This is a genomic window from Pseudomonas sp. FW305-25, from assembly GCF_017351415.1.
GTDB lineage: Bacteria > Pseudomonadota > Gammaproteobacteria > Pseudomonadales > Pseudomonadaceae > Aquipseudomonas > Aquipseudomonas chlororaphis.
In genome coordinates, this window is the sequence record NZ_JACNDE010000005.1 from 102,415 (window position 1) to 119,396 (window position 16,982).

Below are 16,982 nucleotides of genomic sequence, written 5' to 3' on the forward strand. Positions count from 1 at the left end.
AGGGCGGCTAGCCTAACGCGCCAGCGTCCCGGATGACAACCCGGCGGTACCCGGGCGGCTATTGCCAAAAGCCTCAGGCCTGCTGCGTCAGGCGCTCGAGAAATATCCTCAGGCTGACTTCCTCGGCCCGCAGCCCTTTGCGTTTGCGCGGCCTCGGCAGGGCGGCCAGGTGCCCCTGCACGAAGCCCTCGAGCAGCGCCGGATGGATGTAGCACTTGCGGCACACGGCGGGGGTATTGCCCAGTTGCCGGGCGACGTCCTTGACCATTTCGACGATGTGCTTTTTCGCCTCGGCCTCGGGTTCCCAGTGCAGCTCGCGCAGCACCGCCAGGGCCAGGGTGCTGCCGGCCCAGGTGCGGTAGTCCTTGGCCGTGAAATCGGCACCGGTCAGCTCCTGCAGGTAGGCGTTGACGTCGGAGGAGCTGACGCTGTGGCGCTCGCCGTTCTCGTCGAGGTACTGGAACAGGTTCTGTCCGGGCAGCTCCAGGCAGCGCTTGAGGATCCGCGCCAGGCGCGGGTCCTTGACGCTGATCTGGTGTTCGATGCCGCTCTTGCCGCGGAACTGGAAGAGGATCGAGCTGCCTTTGATTGCCACGTGCCGGTTGCGCAGGGTGGTCAGGCCGTAGGAGCGGTTGTCGCGGGCGTACTGGCTGTTGCCGACACGAATCAGTGTGGCGTCGAGCAGGCTGATGACCGTGGCCATGACCTTGTCGCGGCTGAAGCCGGGCGTGGCCAGCAGGGCTTCCAGTCGCTGGCGCAGGCGCGGCAGGGCGCTGCCGAATTCCAGCAGGCGCGAGTACTTGTCGGCGTCGCGCACTTCCCGCCAGCGCGGGTGGTAGCGGTACTGCTTGCGCCCGCGGGCGTCGCGGCCGGTGGCTTGCAGGTGACCGCGCGGGTCGGCGCAGATCCAAACCTGGGTATAAGCCGGCGGCACGGCCAGGGCGTTGATCCGCTGGATCTCGTCGGGCGCCCGGATACGCTGGCCTTGCGGGTCGAAATAGACGAACGTGCCGCGCACTTTTTTGCGGCTGATCCCCGGCTGGGTATCGTCGACGTAATGCAGGTCAGGTGGCAGGTCCGGGCGCAGTGGGCTATCGGGCATGGCGGAATCCTTGGCAATCAATCGATCAGGCCTGTCTGGCGATTGACCGCGGTGCGGCGCCGGGGTGCCAACCGATTTGCCGGGGAGTCAGGCGAGCACGGCCACCGCCTTGATCTGGGCCCAGAGTTGCTGGCCCGGGTGCAGCTCCAGCTGGTCGCGGGAGTAGCGGGTGATCCGTGCCAGCAGCGGGTTGCCGGCGACATCCAGGCGCACCAGGACATGCGCGGTGTTGTCGGCGGGGATTTCGCCGCTGACCTTCACCGGCAGGCGGTTGAGGATGCTGCTGTGCTCGCCGGCTTGCAGGCTGAGGCTGACGTCCCGCGCCTGGACCTTGAAGCGCAAGTGCTTGCCGATGGCCATCGGCGCATGGGCGACCCGCACCCGCAGCTGGCTGCCGGGCAGTTGCAGGGCCAGCAGTTGGTAGCCGGCGTCGTAGTGGCTGACCTGGCCTTCGATCACCACTCCGGCGTCGTCGCCCAGGGCCAGGGGCAGGTCGAGACGGGCCAGGGTTTCGCCGATCGGCCCGCTGGCCAGGGCGCGGCCGTTTTCCAGCAGGACGATATGGTCGGCCAGGCGCGCCACTTCATCCTGCGAGTGACTGACGTACAGCACCGGGATTTCCAGCTCGTCATGCAGGCGTTCGAGGTACGGCAGGATCTCGCCTTTGCGTTTGCTGTCGAGGGCCGCCAAGGGTTCGTCCATCAGCAGCAGCCGCGGGCTGGTGAGCAGCGCGCGGGCAATGCCGACACGCTGGCGTTCGCCGCCGGACAGGTTGTGCGGGTGGCGCCGCAGCAGATGGCCGATGCCCAGCAATTCGGTGGCCTGGGCCATGTCCACACGACGCTGCGCGCGCGGGATGCGCTTGAGGCCGAACTCCAGGTTGGCCTGCACCGACAGGTGGGTGAACAGGCTGGCTTCCTGGAACACATAACCCAGGGAGCGTTTGTGCGGCGCCACGAACAGTTGGCGCTGGCTGTCCTGCCAGACTTCGTCGTTGATCCGCACCAGGCCCTGCTCGGCCTGTTCCAGGCCGGCGATGCAGCGCAGGCAGGTGGTCTTGCCGGAGCCGGAATGCCCGTACAACGCGGTGACGCCACGGCCCGGCAACTCCAGGTCGAGGTCGAGGCTGAAATCTTTATAGGTGCGCTTGAGGCGCACATGGATCGATGCACTCACGATTCAACTCCAGCCAGCGCGGGGTTTGCGGCTGGAGTACAGCGCCAGCAACACCAGGAACGAGAACACCAGCATGGCACCGGCCAGCCAGTGGGCCTGGGCGTATTCCAGGGCTTCGACATGGTCGTAGATCTGCACCGAGACCACCCGGGTCTTCTCGGGAATATTGCCGCCGATCATCAGCACCACGCCGAACTCGCCGACGGTGTGGGCGAACCCGAGAATGGCCGCGGTGATGAAGCCGGGCCTGGCCAGCGGCAGGATTACGCTGAAGAAGGTGTCCCAGGGGTTGGCGCGCAAGGTCGCCGCCACTTCCAGCGGACGGGTGCCGATCGCGGTAAAGGCGTTCTGCAGCGGCTGCACGACAAAGGGCATGGAATAGATCACCGAGCCGATCACCAGGCCGCTGAAACTGAAGGTCAGGGTGCCCAGGCCGAGGGCCTGGGTGAGCTGGCCGATAGAGCCGTTGGGGCCGAGGGCGAGCAGCAGGTAAAAGCCGATCACCGTCGGCGGCAGGACCAGGGGCAGGGCGACGATGGCGCCGATCGGTCCCCGCAGCCACGAGCGAGTGCGCGACAGCCATAACGCAATCGGCGTACCGACGATCAGCAGGATCAGGGTCGTCAGCGACGCCAGTTGCAGGGTCAGCCAGATGGCGGAAAAGTCGGCACTCGATAGCGGCATTTAGCGTTGGTAACCGTAGGACTGGATGATGGCAGCGGCTTTCGGTCCCTTGAGGTAGTCAACCAGGGCCTTGGCCGCCGGGTTGTCCTTGCCCTTGTCGAGGATCACCGCGTCTTGTTTGATCGGGTCGTGCATCTCGGCCGGGACTATCCAGGCCGAGCCGCTGCTGACTTTGCCGTCTTTGTAGATCTGCGACAAGGCGACAAAGCCCAGTTCGGCGTTGCCGGTGGAGACGAACTGATAGGCCTGGGTGATGTTCTGGCCTTCGACGAGCTTGCCCTTGACCTGCTCGCTCAGGCCCAGCCTGGCCAATACCTGGGTGGCGGCCAGGCCGTAAGGCGCGGCTTTCGGGTTGGCGATGGACAGGTGCTGGTACTGGTTGGCCTTGAGCACCTGGCCCTGGCTGTCGACGTAGCCAGCCTTGGCCGACCACAGCGCCAGGGTGCCGATGGCGTAGGTGAAGCGCGAGCCTTTGACGGTGGCGCCTTCGCTGTCGAGTTTTTCCGGGGTGCTGTCGTCGGCGGCGAGGAACACTTCGAACGGCGCGCCGTTCTTGATCTGGGTATAGAACTGCCCGGTAGCGCCATAGGCGGCCACCAGCTTGTGCCCGGTGTCTTTCTCGAAGTCGGCGGCGATGGCCTGGATCGGCGCGGTGAAGTTGGCGGCGACCGCCACCTGCACTTCAGCGGCCTGGGCCGGGCCCAAAGCGCAGGCGGCGAGCAAGGCGGCAAGGCAGGTCGGGGCAAAACCTGAGAGACGACGGTTCATGAACAGCTCCATTGGCGAAGGGACGTTGGGCGGTTGGCGGTATTGGAAATGGACGGCACCGGGGGTGGGTGAAACGCTGTATATGGAAATATATAGCGAATCGCCAGCGAACGGAACTGCAAAGGTCGCGCGGCCTTGAGGGCAAATGGAGGTTTTGCGCAAAACGCCGCGACCGCAGTCGCGGCGTGCCGGGTTTAGCGGCCGGTCAGCTTGGCCAGGGCCTGGGCGGCCAGGGTGCGGGTCAGTTCCGCGGTCGGCAGTTCGACCCCGAGGCGCAATGCCTGGCCGGACCAGAGGCTGGCGAAGTCGGCGTCGTCCTTGGCGCGCAGCGGCATCAGCGCGCCACCGGCGAGGGGGAAGGCCGGCGCCAGGGGGCTGATCGGGCCGATGTCGCGCATCACCCGGTTGAGAATGCCCCGCGCCGGGCGCCCGGTGAACAGGTTGGTCAGGGCTGTTTCGCTCTCCTTGGCGGTACGCAGGGCCTTGTGGTGGGCGGCACTGACCTTGGCTTCCGGGGTGAACAGGTAGGCGGTGCCCAGTTGCACCGCCGAGGCCCCGAGGGCAAAGGCCGCGACTATGCCGCGGGCGTCGCCGATCCCGCCGGCGGCGATCACCGGCACCCGCACCGCATCGACGATCTGCGGCACCAGGGCCATGGTGCCGACCTGGCTGTTGAGGTCTTCGCTGAGGAAGATCGCCCGATGGCCGCCGGCCTCGTAGCCCATGGCGATGATCGCATCGCAGCCGTGCTGTTCCAGCCAGACGGCTTCATCGACAGTGCTGGCCGATGACAGGATCTTCGCCCCGGTGGCCTTGACCCGCGCGAGCAGGGCCGGCTCCGGCAGGCCGAAGTGGAAGCTGACGATTTCCGGGCGCAGTTCTTCCACCAGTTCGCAACTGACGGTGTCGAAGGGCGCGCGGCTGCTGACCGGGGTCGGCGCATCGAAATCGACGCCGAGCTCGCGGTAGTAGGGTTCCAGGGTATTTTTCCAGCGGGTTTCCCGTTCCGGGTCGGGTGTCGGGTTCTGGTGGCAGAAGAAATTCAGGTTCAGCGGCGCGCGGGTCGCCTGGCGGATGCTCTGGACATCCTGGCGGATCTGCTCGGCCGTCAGCATGGCGCAGGGCAGGGAACCCAGACCACCGGCCTGGGCGGCGGCGATCACCATGGCGGTAGTGGTCGCGCCGGCCATTGGCGCCTGGAGGATCGGCAGTTCGATGCCCAGCAGGTCGAGAATACGGGTGTCAGGCCATTGACTCATGTTGAATGATTCTCCGACGTCAAAAAAAGAAGGACGGCAACCCGGGGTTTGTATCAGGAGACAGGCGATCAAGGCCAGTCGACTTTGGCCGCTACCCGGGTTGCCAGTGATAACGCTATCGCGGACAAGCCTCGTTCCTACAGACAGGTCAGGGCGCGAGCGTCCTACGACGAAAAGAGCGTGGATTTTTTGCGCCCGGGCTGGGAAGGTGGCGACTTTGTAACCTGAAACTCAAGTTCACGGCCCGGCCATGGGCCTGGTGGGAGGCAGTGATGTTCAAGGGTATTTTGATCGAGAAAGACGACGCCGGTTATCGCGCGGCGCTGCGTGGTATTGGCGAAGAGCAGCTGCCCGAGGGCAACGTGACGGTGCGGGTGGCCTACAGCACCCTGAACTTCAAGGACGGCCTGGCCATCACCGGCAGCAGCCCGGTGGTGCGCAAGTTTCCCATGGTGCCGGGGATCGATCTGGCAGGCATTGTCGAGTCCAGCAGCCACCCGGACTATCAGCCCGGCGACTCGGTGCTGCTCAACGGTTGGGGCGTGGGTGAAGGGCATTGGGGCGGCTTGGCGCAGAAGGCACGGCTGGACGGCGACTGGCTGATTCCCTTGCCCCAGGCGTTCAGCGCGGCCGAGGCCATGGCCATCGGCACGGCGGGGTATACGGCGATGCTCAGTATCCTGGCGCTGGAGCGCCACGGCCTGACCCCGGACCAGGGCGAGGTGCTGGTCACCGGGGCCAATGGCGGGGTCGGCAGCTTTGCCATAGCCCTGTTGGCCCGGCTGGGTTATCGGGTGGTGGCGTCCACCGGGCGCATTGCCGAGCAGGACTACCTCAAGCGCCTGGGCGCCAGCGAGGTCATCGACCGCGCCAGCCTGTCCGCGCCGGGCAAGCCGTTAGCCAAGGAGCGTTGGGCGGCGGTGATCGACTCGGTGGGCAGCCATACCCTGGCCAATGCCTGCGCCAGCACCAAGGCCAACGGCACCGTGGCCGCCTGCGGGCTGGCCCAGGGCATGGACTTCCCGGCGTCGGTGGCGCCCTTCATCCTGCGGGGCGTGACCCTGGCCGGGATCAACAGCGTGACCCAGCCCAAGGCCCGGCGGATCGAGGCCTGGCAGCGCCTGACCCGCGATCTGGACCCGGCCCTGCTGCCGTTGATCAGCCATGAGATCGGCCTCAGTGAAGCCATCGCTGCCGCGTCGCGCCTGTTGGCCGGCGAGCTGCGCGGGCGCGTGGTGGTGGATGTGAATCGCTGATACCGTGCGCGCCGGTCACCCAGATAAACGCCAGACAGGAGTACCCAGCATGGATGTCAAACTGCGAGAGGTTCAGCCGTTCTGTGTCTCGGGCTTGCAGGTACGCACCTGCAATGCCGACGAGCAACAAGCGGACAGCGCGCGGATCGGGCCGATGTGGGAGCGGTTTTTTGTCGAAGGTTTGTTCGACAGCATCGGTCACCGGCAGTCGGATTCGTTCATCTATGGCGTGTACTCCAACTACGAGTCCGATGCCTCGGGGTACTTCGATGTCACCGCCGGCGTAGCGGTGGGCGAAGGCAACGCCGGTTATCCGTTGGTGCAGGTGCAGGGCGGCGAGTACCTGGCGTTCTCCGCCAAGGGGCCGATGCCCGACGTGGTGATCCAGACCTGGGGCCTGGTCTGGGCTTACTTCGAGGACAACCCGCAGGTCCGCCGGCGCTTCGCCACAGACTTCGAGGTGTACACCGGGCCGGAATCGGTGTCGGTGTACATCGGCATTCAGGCCTCGGACGAGTTCTCGCGTTCGAGCAACTGACGCTTGCGCTCCACGCCCCAGCGGTAGCCGGACAGGTTGCCGTCGCTGCGCACCACCCGGTGGCAAGGGATCGCCACCGCCAGGCTGTTGGCCCCACAGGCCTGGGCCACGGCGCGAAAGGATTTCGGCGCGCCGATACGCTGGGCGATCTCGGCGTAGCTGGCGGTGCTGCCCGGCGGAATCTCCTTGAGAGCCAGCCACACCCGCTCCTGGAACACCGTGCCTTGCAGGTCCAGCGGCAGGTCCAGGCCAATGGCCGGTGCTTCGATAAACCCCACCACCTTGGCCACCAGTTGCTCGAAACCCTGGTCGGCGCCGATCAGGTTGGCCCGCGGGAATTTGTCCTGCAGATCCTGCACCAGGGCATTGGGGTCGTCGCCCAGCAGGATCGCGCAGACCCCGCGGTTGCTCTGGGCGACCAGGATCGCGCCCAGGGAGCACTGGCCGACGGCGAAGCGGATATCGGCGTTCAGGCCGCCGGCGCGGTAGTCGCTGGGTTTCATGCCGAGCAACTGGTCGGCGGTTTCGTAGAAGCGGCTGTTGGAATTGAAGCCGGCGTCGTACAGCGCGTCGGTCACCGAGTGGCCGTGCTCCAGCTGGCGCCGCACCCGCCGCGAACGGTGGGCGCTGGCGTAGCCTTTCGGGGTCAGCCCGGTGGCGGCCTTGAACACCCGGTGAAAGTGGAAGCTGCTCATGCCGGCTTGCTCGGCCAGCTGTTTCAGGCTGGGCAGCGCTTCGGCCGACTCGATCTGCCGGCACGCGGCGGCTACCAGGCTGGCATGGTACGCGGCCACCTGGGTCTGGTCGCTGGCGCTGCGTTTGCTCGGCCGGTAACCAGCGGCTTCGGCTTGCTCCGCGGTGTCGAAGAATTCGACATTCTCCGGCCGTGGCAGGCGCGACAGGCTGCTGGGGCGGCAGTAGACCCCGGTGGTTTTTACCCCATAGACGAACTGGCCATCAGCGCTCGCATCACGGGCCAGGACGGCGAGCCAGCGTGGATCGCTGGCGGTGGTGGGCTTGGGCTGGACCATGGTCATGGGCTCTACTCGGTGGCGGATGTCGCTCAGATTAACCAAGGGCAGGGTGCCTGGCACTCTGAGTCTTGCGCTTGAATTCTCGCGGGATCAACCGGCCCGGCGAAAGGTCAGGTTGATGCGCCGTGGGCCCAGCAGCGGGTGCGTGCCTTCCTTGAGTGGCAGCACGCCGTGATAACGCAGACGGTCGACACCGCCCCAGACCACCACATCGCCATGCAGCAGCGGCACCCGCAACGGGCGGTCGCTGCGGCGCTCGCCACCCAGCTGAAACACCGCCGGCAAGCCCAGGGAAACGGAGACGATCGGTGCATCGTAATCGCGTTCGTCCTTGTCCTGGTGCAGGGACATGCGGGCGCCGGGCACATAGTGATTGATCAGGCAGGCGTCCGGTTCGAACCCGGCAAAGCCGGCCTGGGTCGCGGCGGCCCGGGCCAGTTCGCGCAACACCTCGGGCATCGCCGGCCAGGGCTGGCCGCTCTGCGGATCGATGGCGGTGTAACGGTAGCCGCTGCGGTCAGTGGTCCAGCCCAGCTGGCCACAACTGCTCAGGCCCACCGACATGGTGAAACCGCCCGGCGTGACCATCTGCCGGAACGGCGCGGCGCGTAGCACGCCACGCAGGGCCGGCAGCAGGCGCTCGACCCAGGGCAGGGCGAAGCCACGAAGCACAAAGGACTGCGGGCCGACCTGTTCGGTGCGCGGGGCCTGTTGCAGCTCGGGTTCGCCGAACAGCTCGCCGGTGAAATTACTGGGCATCGTGGAAGATCACTCCTAGCGTATGGCGGCGACCGCTGTGCAGGCGGCTGACGCCATGGCGCAACGTCACCCGGTAATGGCCGCGCACGCCGGCTACCGGACGATGATGCACGGCGAAGATCAGCGCATCACCCTGCTTCAGACCGATGACCTGCGGCCGTGACTGCATGCGCGGGCGCTGTTCGGTGATGACGAATTCACCGCCAGTGAAATCGATCCCGGGACGGGATAGGAGGATCGCGACCTGCAAGGGGAATACGTTGTCGCCATACAAGTCCTGGTGCAGGCAGTTGTAATCCTGTGGGCCATATTGCAGCAACAAGGGCGTCGGCCGCTGCTGACCGGCGGCGTGGCAGCGCTGGAGAAAATCTTCATGCCGGGGCGGATATTGCACGGGGATATTCATCAGCTGGTTCCAGCGATTGGCCAGCGGCGCCAGGCGCGGATAGAACTGGCCGCGCAATTCGGCGACCCGTTGCGGCAAGGGGTAGGCGAAATACTGGTATTCGCCGCGGCCGAAACCGTGCCTGGCCATGACCACCCGCGAACGAAACAACTCGCTGTGGGGATACAGACTGCCGAGCTCATGACATTGCTCGGCGCTGAGCAGGTTGCCGATCACCGCGCTGCCGTCCTGGTCGAGCTGCTGCTCGATCGAGGCCCAGTCCAGGCAGGCGAGACGTTGTTCGAGGGAGGGGGCGGACATGCTGGCGGTTCCCGGAGTAGAGGCTGAGGCCCGCCATTCTGGGAAGTGCGCGGGCCGCTCACACTCCGCTGCTTGCGCTCGAATTCGTCACAGGTTCTAGGAGCAGGGACTTACAGCGCCTTGCTCACGCTGACATCGCTGATGACGTCGTCGGTCTGGCCATGCAGGGCTTCCAGCGCGGCCTTGGCTTCTTCCTGAGTGCCGCTTTCCAGCTGGGCGAACTCGAAACGGCGCTCGCCGTTGAGTTTGTATTTGATGACGTACTTGGTCGTTTGGGCCACGGTGATACCTGTTGGTCGCGGGCTGGGGCGGGGTTCAGCGCAGTTTCGAGCTGGACCGGCGGATGATCTTGATCGAGTGGGTCAGGTTCGGCTTGCGGGTAACGCTGATGGGCCGGCGGTTGACGGTGTCGATGGTGATATTCCAGAAGCCGGTGCTCGGCGCGGTGATCTTGGCCGGGAACTTGTCGAACGCACCGCCATGATAGGTGTGACGTCCGCCGTTCTTGAAGCTTCGGAAGTTGGCGTCGTTCATCAGGCGGATGTTGCAGACCTGGGAGCATTCGATGACGACGATATCGTCTTCGTTGAGGTGCTCGCGCTGGTGGATAAATTTCATGGGCGCCTCCAGAAGGGCTTTTGCTACAAAATCAAAACGATGGCGCAGTTTATCAGGCCGCGGCAGGCGGCTTTGACAATTTAAAACAGTTATTTGCCGATTATTTAGGATAAATCTGACTGATCCGGAGAAAAATGCCATTTCTGCGGTCGGACGGTCTTTATTGGAGGAAATGTATGAAGTGGGGTGTGTTGATTCTGGCCTTGGCGATCAGTGGCTGTGCGACGGTCTCGGATATTAACCAGACATTGCCCACCCTGAACGTGATTTCAGGGAAAAAGCCGCAGGAGTACGCCAAGTGCGTCAGCGACAAACTGGCTGACAGCCGTGGCCAGTTGCAGGTCGAACCGCATAAGGACGGCATGCGCATTATCGTTCCGCAGAAAGTCTCGTCGGGCCCGACCGCGGTATTCGATATCGAGGAGCGTTCCGGCGGCAGCAGCATCAAGCTGCATGAAAGCATGTCCAATGTGCCCATGCGTCCGGGCGATATCCGCAAGGCGGCGGAGGACTGCATTTCCGGCTGATGGCCAAGCGATTTTTCAACAGCCCGCCCTGGCCCGGATTCCGTGGTGAGGGCGGGTTTTTTTGTGCCCGGTGGCAAGGCAGGCCCGGCTGGTTTCGCGTTGTAGCCAAAGGTCTATTGGCCTACTCTTTGTAGGCTTATATAAAATAAGCCTAAGAATATAACTAGAAAAATGGAGTTCGCCATGATCCCCGTGGATCGAATACTGCTGAGCAGCCTGATGCTGTTTTTTGTCGCCAATGCCCAGGCCGTGGATGGGCAGAAAGTCTTTACCCAGGGTGGAGCGCAGCCCGGTGCCACGGCGTGCCTGGCCTGTCATGGTGGCGATGGCCTGGGCCTGGCGGCCGCCGGGTTTCCGCGCCTGGCGGGATTGTCGGCGGGTTATCTGCGCAAGCAGCTGGAAGATTTTCGCAGCGGTGCGCGCAGCAACCCGGTCATGCAGCCACTGGCCAAGGCCCTGAGCGATGACGAGATAGACGCGGTCAGCCAGACCCTGGCGGCCATGCCGGCTGCGACGCCAGCGCCGATCAACCGCAGTTCCCTGGCTGAAGGCGTGGGGGCGAGGCTGGCCTTGCGCGGCGCCTGGGAGCGGCAGGTTCCGGAGTGCGTGACCTGTCATGGGCCGGGTGGCGTGGGCGTGGGAGACGCCTTTCCGCCGTTGGCCGGGCAACCCGCGGCGTACCTCGCCGGGCAATTGAATGCCTGGCGCGACGGCACGCGCCGCAACGACCCGAACGACCTGATGGGACACATCGCCAAGGCCCTGAGCCCCGAGGAAATCACGGCGGTGGCCGATTATTTCGCCAAGGTCGGCAGTCAGTTGGCCAAGGCCGATAACCAGGAGTCCAAGCCATGAAGCGTGATCTTCTATTGGGCTTTTCCCTCGCCTTGCTGACGGCCCAGGCTTATGGCGCTGCGGTTGCCATGGAGGACCAATCACAGTTGCGGGAACCGGTGGTGAACGCTGCCCATCCCGGGTATTTCCAGCCACCGGCGGAGAGCGAGCTACCGGACAATGCCTACGGCAAGATGGTCCGCGACGGTTATGCGCTGTTCGTCGATACCAAACGCCTGGCACCGAAGTTCGTCGGCAATGGGCTCAATTGCAGCAACTGCCACCTGGATCAGGGGCGGCTGGCCAACTCCGCGCCGCTGTGGGGCGCCTATCCGATGTACCCGGCGTATCGCAAGAAGAACAACAAGGTGAACACCTACGCCGAACGCTTGCAGGGCTGCTTCCAGTTCAGCATGAATGGCACGCCGCCGGCCGCCGACAGCTACGAGATCACCGCGTTGTCGGTGTATTCCTACTGGCTGGCGAGCAAGGCGCCGATCGCTGTCGAGTTGCCCGGGCGGGGTTACCCCGAGGTGCCGCAGCCGGCCCAGGGCTACGACCTGGCCCGTGGCGAGCAGGTATACCGGGCGCAATGCGCGGTCTGCCATGGTGATAACGGCCAGGGCCAGAAGGTCGGCGCGGACTATGTCATGCCGCCGCTCTGGGGCAAGGATTCCTATAACTGGGGCGCGGGCATGCACCGGATCAACACGGCCGCGTCCTTTATCAAATACAACATGCCCCTGGGCAAGGCCGGCAGTTTGAGCGACCAACAGGCCTGGGACGTGGCGGCGTTCGTCAACCGCCATGAACGACCGCAGGACCCGCGGCTGGTGGAGGGCTCCATCGAGAAGACCCGGCTCAAGTTCCACGCCAACGACGGGGTCAATCTGTATGGCCAGACGGTAGATGGCGTGCTGATTGGCCAGGGCATCCGATAAACTGTCGGCCATTGTCAAAGATGCCGTCGAAACCCAGGTTTCGGCGGCATCGTTTTTTGGGAGAAAGCATGAAGCGCGAAACAGTCCGGGAGAGGCATGCAGAGGGGCATATCTCTGCGACCCATGTGATTCAGAATCCGGCGAATTCCGGGGAATGGATCGTATTCTTCAAGAAAAGCGCGGGGCGCAGCTATTTTCTGGTGGATGACAACGATGAAGTCGAGTCATTCGACCGACTGGACGACCTGATCGAAACCATTCGCAACCTGGGCATCAAGTTTGCCGAGATTCATATGTAGGCCGTGCGCCTGCTACTTGCAGACCACCACCACGCTGCGGCTTTTGTAGTTGCCAACGTCCGCCCCCAGGGTCTTGTCGCTTTCCTTGAGCGACGGCGTGCCGTCGGTGCCAACGATCCGATAGCCGGTGCCGGCACAGGAGGCGTCGGCCTTTTCATAGCAGCTGGCCCAGGAGCTGGCTTCGCCGGAGCAATCGATGCTCAGGCCTTGCTCGCCGTTTTCCAGGTAGGTATCGGAAACGGTGGCGCATCCGCTCAGGGCCAGTACTGCAGTCAGTGCCAGAAGTTTGTGCATGGGTGTGGTCGTCGTCGAGAAGTTTGAGCCCCGGGGGAGGGCTGGACACCCTTGGCAAGCGTCTGGGACGAGATGCTATAGCGAACCGCCACTGCGGTATAGATCGGCATGAAAAAGCCCTGCGCGGGGCAGGGCTCTTCAGTGCAGAGGCCGTCTCAGGACTTGGGACTGCGACGTGCCGAGGCGTGGCCTGCGGAATCCTCGAACACCGATGCCACTTCGACCGCCATCGCCTCGCTGGCGAAAGGTCCGGCGACGTTCTCGCCCTGGGCGCTGACCAACCACCACTGGCCGTCTTTCAACTGCTTGATCTGGTAACCGTTTACGCTTTTTGTTGCCGACATCTATCTGCCTCGTTGGCGGGATTCAAGGGCGCCATGATAGCGGTAAACGAGTTCCTGTAAGAGTGCGGACAAGGGCGGGACGCAGAAAATTAAGGCTTTGCAGCCAGATGGCGGTTTACGGCGCGGGCTATCTGTACGATGCTGCAAGGCCATGTTTGCAAGCCTGTTCGAAACTATGTGCGGAGCGTGCAGAACAATGTGCGCAGCTATGTGCAGAACAAGGTGGGGAGCTATATGGGGAACTATCCGCGGCAATATTTCTCTTAGATGGCAGCGGTTAGCCACTGCGACCCATTGTAAGGCGCACGCGGCCTGATTAGACTGCGCCGAAATTCGTACGTACAGCCCTTTTAAGGACTCATATGATCAAGAAATGCTTGTTCCCAGCAGCCGGTTACGGTACTCGCTTCCTGCCAGCGACTAAAGCCATGCCCAAAGAAATGCTGCCGGTGGTGAACAAGCCACTGATCCAGTACGGCGTTGAAGAAGCACTGGATGCCGGTCTGAACGAAATCTCCATCGTCACCGGTCGCGGCAAGCGCGCCCTGGAAGACCACTTCGACATCAGCTACGAGCTGGAAAACCAGATCAAGGGCACCGACAAGGAAAAATACCTGGTCGGTATCCGCCGTCTGCTGGACGAGTGCTCGTTCTCCTACACCCGCCAGACCGAAATGAAAGGCCTGGGTCACGCGATCCTGACCGGTCGTCCGCTGATCGGTGACGAGCCGTTCGCCGTGGTGCTGGCGGACGACCTGTGCGTCAACCTCGAAGGTGACGGCGTGCTGAAGCAGATGGTCAAGCTGTACAAGCAGTACCGCTGCACCATCGTCGCGATCATGGAAGTCGACCCGCAAGAAACCAGCAAGTACGGGGTGATTGCCGGCGACCTGATCGGCGATGACCTGTACCGCGTACGCAACATGGTTGAGAAGCCGAAGCCGGAAGATGCGCCGTCGAACCTGGCGATCATCGGTCGCTACATCATGACCCCGGACATCTTCAAGCTGATCGAAGAAACCGAGCCGGGCAAGGGTGGCGAGATCCAGATCACCGACGCCCTGATGAAGCAGGCCCAGGACGGCTGCGTGATTGCCTACAAGTTCAAGGGCAAGCGTTTCGACTGCGGTGGCGCCGAAGGCTACATCGACGCGACCAACTTCTGCTTCGAGAACTTCTACAAGACTGGCAAGGCTTACTGATAGCCCGCTTGGTCCTTGTACTGAAAAGCCACCTTCGGGTGGCTTTTTCGTTTTATGCCCCTATGTAAATCCTCTAGCGCTGACCGGATACGCATCTGCGGTTATGCTGTCAGCCTGCCTGGGAGAGTGAAATGGCCTACGATTTTGATCTTTATGTAATTGGCGCCGGTTCCGGCGGTGTGCGTTCGGCGCGGTTCGCCGCGGGTTTTGGCGCGAAAGTCGCGGTCGCCGAAAGCCGCTATCTGGGCGGCACCTGTGTCAACGTCGGCTGCGTGCCGAAAAAACTGCTGGTGTACGGCGCCCACTTCGCCGAAGACTTCGAGCAGTCCGCAGGCTTCGGCTGGAGCCTGGGCGAAGCCGACTTCGACTGGGCCACGCTGATCGCCAACAAGGATCGCGAGATCAATCGCCTGAACGGCATCTATCGCAATCTGCTGCTCAACAGTGGCGTGACCCTGCACGAAGGCCACGCCAGGCTGATCGACCCGCACCAGGTGGAGGTCAATGGCCAGCGCTACACAGCCAGGCACATCCTGATCGCCACCGGCGGCTGGCCGCAGATCCCGGACATTCCGGGGCGCGAACACGCCATCAGCTCCAACGAGGCGTTTTTCCTCAAGGAACTGCCCAAGCGCATCCTGGTGGTGGGCGGCGGTTATATCGCGGTGGAGTTCGCCGGGATCTTCCACGGCCTGGGCGCGGATACCAAGCTGCTGTATCGCGGCGAGCTGTTCCTGCGTGGCTTCGATGGTGCGGTGCGCAAGCACTTGCAGGAAGAGCTGACCAAGCGTGGGCTCGACCTGCAGTTCAATGCCGATATCGAGCGCATCGAAAAGCAGGCCGACGGGAGCCTGAAGGTCACGCTCAAGGATGGTCGCGAGCTGGCTACCGATTGCGTGTTCTACGCCACCGGCCGGCGGCCGATGCTCGACAACCTGGGGCTGGAAAATACCGGGGTGAAGCTCGACAAGCGTGGCTTCATTGAGGTTGATGAGCAGTACCAGAGCGCCGAGCCGTCGATCCTGGCGATTGGCGATGTGATCGGGCGCGTGCAGTTGACGCCGGTGGCTCTGGCCGAAGGCATGGCTGTGGCGCGGCGTTTGTTCAAACCGGAACAGTATCGCCCGGTGGACTACAACATGATCCCGACCGCGGTGTTCAGCCTGCCGAATATCGGTACCGTCGGCCTGACCGAAGAGCAGGCGCGGGAAGCCGGGCACAAGGTGCAGATCTTCGAAAGCCGCTTCCGGCCGATGAAGCTGACCCTGACCGAGTGCCAGGAGCGCACGCTGATGAAGCTGGTGGTGGATGCCGAGACCGACAAGGTGCTGGGCTGTCATATGGTCGGCCCCGACGCCGGCGAGATCGTCCAGGGCCTGGCGATTGCCTTGAAGGCCGGCGCCACCAAGGGTGACTTCGACGAAACCATCGGGGTGCACCCGACGGCCGCCGAAGAGTTCGTCACCATGCGCACGCCGGTCGCCGGTTAAGCTTGCTCTGGCGGTTCCGGCCGCTGCTCTTCTGTTTCTGGCTGCGCCTCGGTCTTCGCTGCGGCAGCCAGTTGCAGGGCCTCCAGGCTGGCCTCGGCCTTGGCGACACGCAGTTCCAGTTGTCGATTGTCCTGCAACTGCTGCTCCAGGTTCTGCTTGAACTCATGACTTTCCAGCAAGGCGACGCGCAGGCGTTCCTGGAGGAGGGTGTGTTCGCTGTTCAGGCGGGTGGATTGCTCCAGCAACTGGCCAAGCTTGCTGTCGGTTTTCTGTGCCTGCTCCTGTGCCTGGCGCAACTCTTTCTGGGTGGCGCGTTGCTCGCTGGTCAGGCGTTCGTTGTCGCGGTGCAGTTGGGTGATCTCGTCCTGGCGCACCAATGCGCTTTGCTGGGCCTGGCGCAGTTCCTGTTGCGCTTGCTGCAGCTGGCCTTCATGGCGGCGCTGGTCCTGCTCGCGCTGCTCCTTGACCGCACTGCGGTAATGCTCGAGGGCGTCCCGGGCGTGCAGGTGCTTTTCTTCCAGTGAACGAATCTGCTCGTCCTTGTCTTTCAGGCGCAATTCGAAGTCGGCCAGGGCCTGGTTCAGTCCGGCATTGCGCGTCTGTTCGCTCTGCAGGGTGGAGCGGGTTTCCTGCAGCAGCGTGCTTTCGCTGGCCAGGGCTGCAGCCTGGGTCTGCAGTTGCTGCCGCAACTGGGCCTGTGCCTGCTCGGACGCGGCCTGCTGCGCCGCCAGTTCCTGGTTCATTTCCTCCACTTGCGCCTGGGCCTGCGCCACGGGCTCCTGAGCCTGTTCGCGCAGGCGCTGGGCCATGCGCTGGATCAGTTCCGTCAGTTCTTCTTCCAGGGCTTCCTGCGGCGCGGCGCGGCGGGCTTCGCTTTGCTCCAGCTCCTTCAGGTAGCGGTGAATGGTGGTTTTCGAGCCGGTATTGCCCATTTCGATGCGCACCGCATCGATGCTGGGGTGTTCGCCGCGAGCGAGGATTGCCGAACGGGCGATTTGCACCACCGCCTTGTTAACGCCGCCACGAGCCATGGGATCTCCTACGATTACGTACTTTTTTACGTGGTATGTATAAAGTGTAATTGTACAATAAAATCAAAGATAAATATTCGAATTATTGACATGGGATATACTGGTATTACCCCGTGTCAT

21 protein-coding genes are annotated in these 16,982 nt (G+C 63.5%); 8 read left to right on the forward strand and 13 right to left on the reverse strand.

Going from position 1 to position 16,982, the window contains the following annotated elements; genetic code table 11:
- Nucleotides 1-73: 73 nt before the first annotated feature.
- The 5 genes from J4E58_RS07150 to J4E58_RS07170 form a co-directional block, all read right to left on the reverse strand.
- Nucleotides 74-1,102, reverse strand: coding sequence for a DNA topoisomerase IB (locus tag J4E58_RS07150; RefSeq protein ID WP_087090536.1), 1,029 nt, complete (start codon nt 1,100-1,102; stop codon nt 74-76).
- Nucleotides 1,103-1,189: 87 nt separating this feature from the next.
- The gene (gene modC / locus J4E58_RS07155; protein WP_087090538.1) at nt 1,190-2,278 is read right to left on the reverse strand and encodes a molybdenum ABC transporter ATP-binding protein; all 1,089 of its coding nucleotides are present in this window, start codon (nt 2,276-2,278) and stop codon (nt 1,190-1,192) included.
- A gap of 3 nt (nt 2,279-2,281) precedes the next feature.
- A complete protein-coding gene (modB, locus tag J4E58_RS07160) occupies nt 2,282-2,962 on the reverse strand; it encodes a molybdate ABC transporter permease subunit (protein WP_009044232.1) in 681 nt (226 codons plus the stop codon).
- Nucleotides 2,963-3,730 carry a molybdate ABC transporter substrate-binding protein gene (gene modA, locus J4E58_RS07165; RefSeq protein ID WP_007921726.1) on the reverse strand — a complete coding sequence of 256 codons (768 nt, stop codon included), beginning with the start codon at nt 3,728-3,730 and terminating at the stop codon, nt 2,963-2,965.
- Between the two features lie 194 nt (nt 3,731-3,924).
- Nucleotides 3,925-4,989 carry a nitronate monooxygenase family protein gene (locus J4E58_RS07170; protein ID WP_087090540.1) on the reverse strand — a complete coding sequence of 355 codons (1,065 nt, stop codon included), beginning with the start codon at nt 4,987-4,989 and terminating at the stop codon, nt 3,925-3,927.
- Between the two features lie 272 nt (nt 4,990-5,261).
- On the opposite strand from J4E58_RS07170, the gene J4E58_RS07175 reads away from it, so the two are divergent.
- Nucleotides 5,262-6,245: an MDR family oxidoreductase gene (locus J4E58_RS07175; RefSeq protein ID WP_087090543.1), complete on the forward strand. Its 984-nt coding sequence runs from the start codon at nt 5,262-5,264 to the stop codon at nt 6,243-6,245.
- Between the two features lie 49 nt (nt 6,246-6,294).
- Nucleotides 6,295-6,783: a GyrI-like domain-containing protein gene (locus J4E58_RS07180; RefSeq protein ID WP_087090545.1), complete on the forward strand. Its 489-nt coding sequence runs from the start codon at nt 6,295-6,297 to the stop codon at nt 6,781-6,783.
- Here J4E58_RS07180 and ada read toward each other — a convergent pair.
- From ada to J4E58_RS07205, 5 genes are all read right to left on the reverse strand, one after another.
- Complete coding sequence (gene ada / locus J4E58_RS07185; protein WP_087090547.1) at nt 6,747-7,820, reverse strand: bifunctional DNA-binding transcriptional regulator/O6-methylguanine-DNA methyltransferase Ada; 1,074 nt, start codon at nt 7,818-7,820, stop codon at nt 6,747-6,749. The two genes, J4E58_RS07180 and ada, sit on opposite strands and share 37 nt — an antisense overlap.
- Nucleotides 7,821-7,907: 87 nt before the next feature.
- Nucleotides 7,908-8,576, reverse strand: a complete 669-nt coding sequence (gene alkB, locus J4E58_RS07190) for a DNA oxidative demethylase AlkB (protein WP_087090549.1) — start codon at nt 8,574-8,576, stop codon at nt 7,908-7,910.
- The gene (locus J4E58_RS07195) at nt 8,566-9,282 is read right to left on the reverse strand and encodes a 2OG-Fe(II) oxygenase (protein WP_007921733.1); all 717 of its coding nucleotides are present in this window, start codon (nt 9,280-9,282) and stop codon (nt 8,566-8,568) included. Before J4E58_RS07195 ends, alkB begins: the two co-directional genes overlap by 11 nt.
- Before the next feature lie 110 nt (nt 9,283-9,392).
- The gene (locus tag J4E58_RS07200) at nt 9,393-9,563 is read right to left on the reverse strand and encodes a hypothetical protein (protein WP_007921734.1); all 171 of its coding nucleotides are present in this window, start codon (nt 9,561-9,563) and stop codon (nt 9,393-9,395) included.
- 34 nt (nt 9,564-9,597) lie between these two features.
- Entirely contained in the window at nt 9,598-9,900 is a 303-nt protein-coding gene (locus J4E58_RS07205; RefSeq protein ID WP_007921735.1) for a DUF1883 domain-containing protein, read from the reverse strand.
- Between the two features lie 176 nt (nt 9,901-10,076).
- On the opposite strand from J4E58_RS07205, the gene J4E58_RS07210 reads away from it, so the two are divergent.
- The 4 genes from J4E58_RS07210 (at nt 10,077) to J4E58_RS07225 (ending at nt 12,501) form a co-directional block, all read left to right on the forward strand.
- Entirely contained in the window at nt 10,077-10,427 is a 351-nt protein-coding gene (locus J4E58_RS07210) for a hypothetical protein (protein ID WP_053261499.1), read from the forward strand.
- Nucleotides 10,428-10,610: 183 nt separating this feature from the next.
- A complete protein-coding gene (locus tag J4E58_RS07215) occupies nt 10,611-11,282 on the forward strand; it encodes a c-type cytochrome (RefSeq protein WP_007921737.1) in 672 nt (223 codons plus the stop codon).
- The gene (locus J4E58_RS07220; protein WP_087090551.1) at nt 11,279-12,202 is read left to right on the forward strand and encodes a c-type cytochrome; all 924 of its coding nucleotides are present in this window, start codon (nt 11,279-11,281) and stop codon (nt 12,200-12,202) included. The genes J4E58_RS07215 and J4E58_RS07220 overlap by 4 nt, the downstream gene beginning before the upstream one ends.
- A gap of 68 nt (nt 12,203-12,270) precedes the next feature.
- On the forward strand, nt 12,271-12,501 hold the full coding sequence (locus J4E58_RS07225; protein ID WP_007921740.1) for a hypothetical protein: 231 nt from the start codon (nt 12,271-12,273) through the stop codon (nt 12,499-12,501).
- A gap of 12 nt (nt 12,502-12,513) precedes the next feature.
- Here J4E58_RS07225 and J4E58_RS07230 read toward each other — a convergent pair whose 3' ends face one another.
- Both J4E58_RS07230 and J4E58_RS07235 read right to left on the reverse strand, forming a co-directional pair.
- Entirely contained in the window at nt 12,514-12,795 is a 282-nt protein-coding gene (locus tag J4E58_RS07230) for a hypothetical protein (RefSeq protein ID WP_053261497.1), read from the reverse strand.
- A 155-nt stretch (nt 12,796-12,950) separates the two neighbouring features.
- Nucleotides 12,951-13,139, reverse strand: coding sequence for a hypothetical protein (locus tag J4E58_RS07235; protein WP_007921742.1), 189 nt, complete (start codon nt 13,137-13,139; stop codon nt 12,951-12,953).
- Between the two features lie 362 nt (nt 13,140-13,501).
- Between J4E58_RS07235 and galU the strand changes: the two genes are divergently transcribed.
- Together galU and gorA are read left to right on the forward strand one after the other, a co-directional pair.
- Entirely contained in the window at nt 13,502-14,341 is an 840-nt protein-coding gene (gene galU, locus J4E58_RS07240; RefSeq protein WP_007921743.1) for a UTP--glucose-1-phosphate uridylyltransferase GalU, read from the forward strand.
- 131 nt (nt 14,342-14,472) lie between these two features.
- Nucleotides 14,473-15,831, forward strand: a complete 1,359-nt coding sequence (gene gorA, locus J4E58_RS07245; protein WP_087090553.1) for a glutathione-disulfide reductase — start codon at nt 14,473-14,475, stop codon at nt 15,829-15,831.
- Here gorA and J4E58_RS07250 read toward each other — a convergent pair.
- The gene (locus J4E58_RS07250) at nt 15,828-16,862 is read right to left on the reverse strand and encodes a DNA-binding protein (protein WP_087090555.1); all 1,035 of its coding nucleotides are present in this window, start codon (nt 16,860-16,862) and stop codon (nt 15,828-15,830) included. The genes gorA and J4E58_RS07250 overlap by 4 nt on opposite strands.
- Nucleotides 16,863-16,982 lie beyond the last annotated feature (120 nt).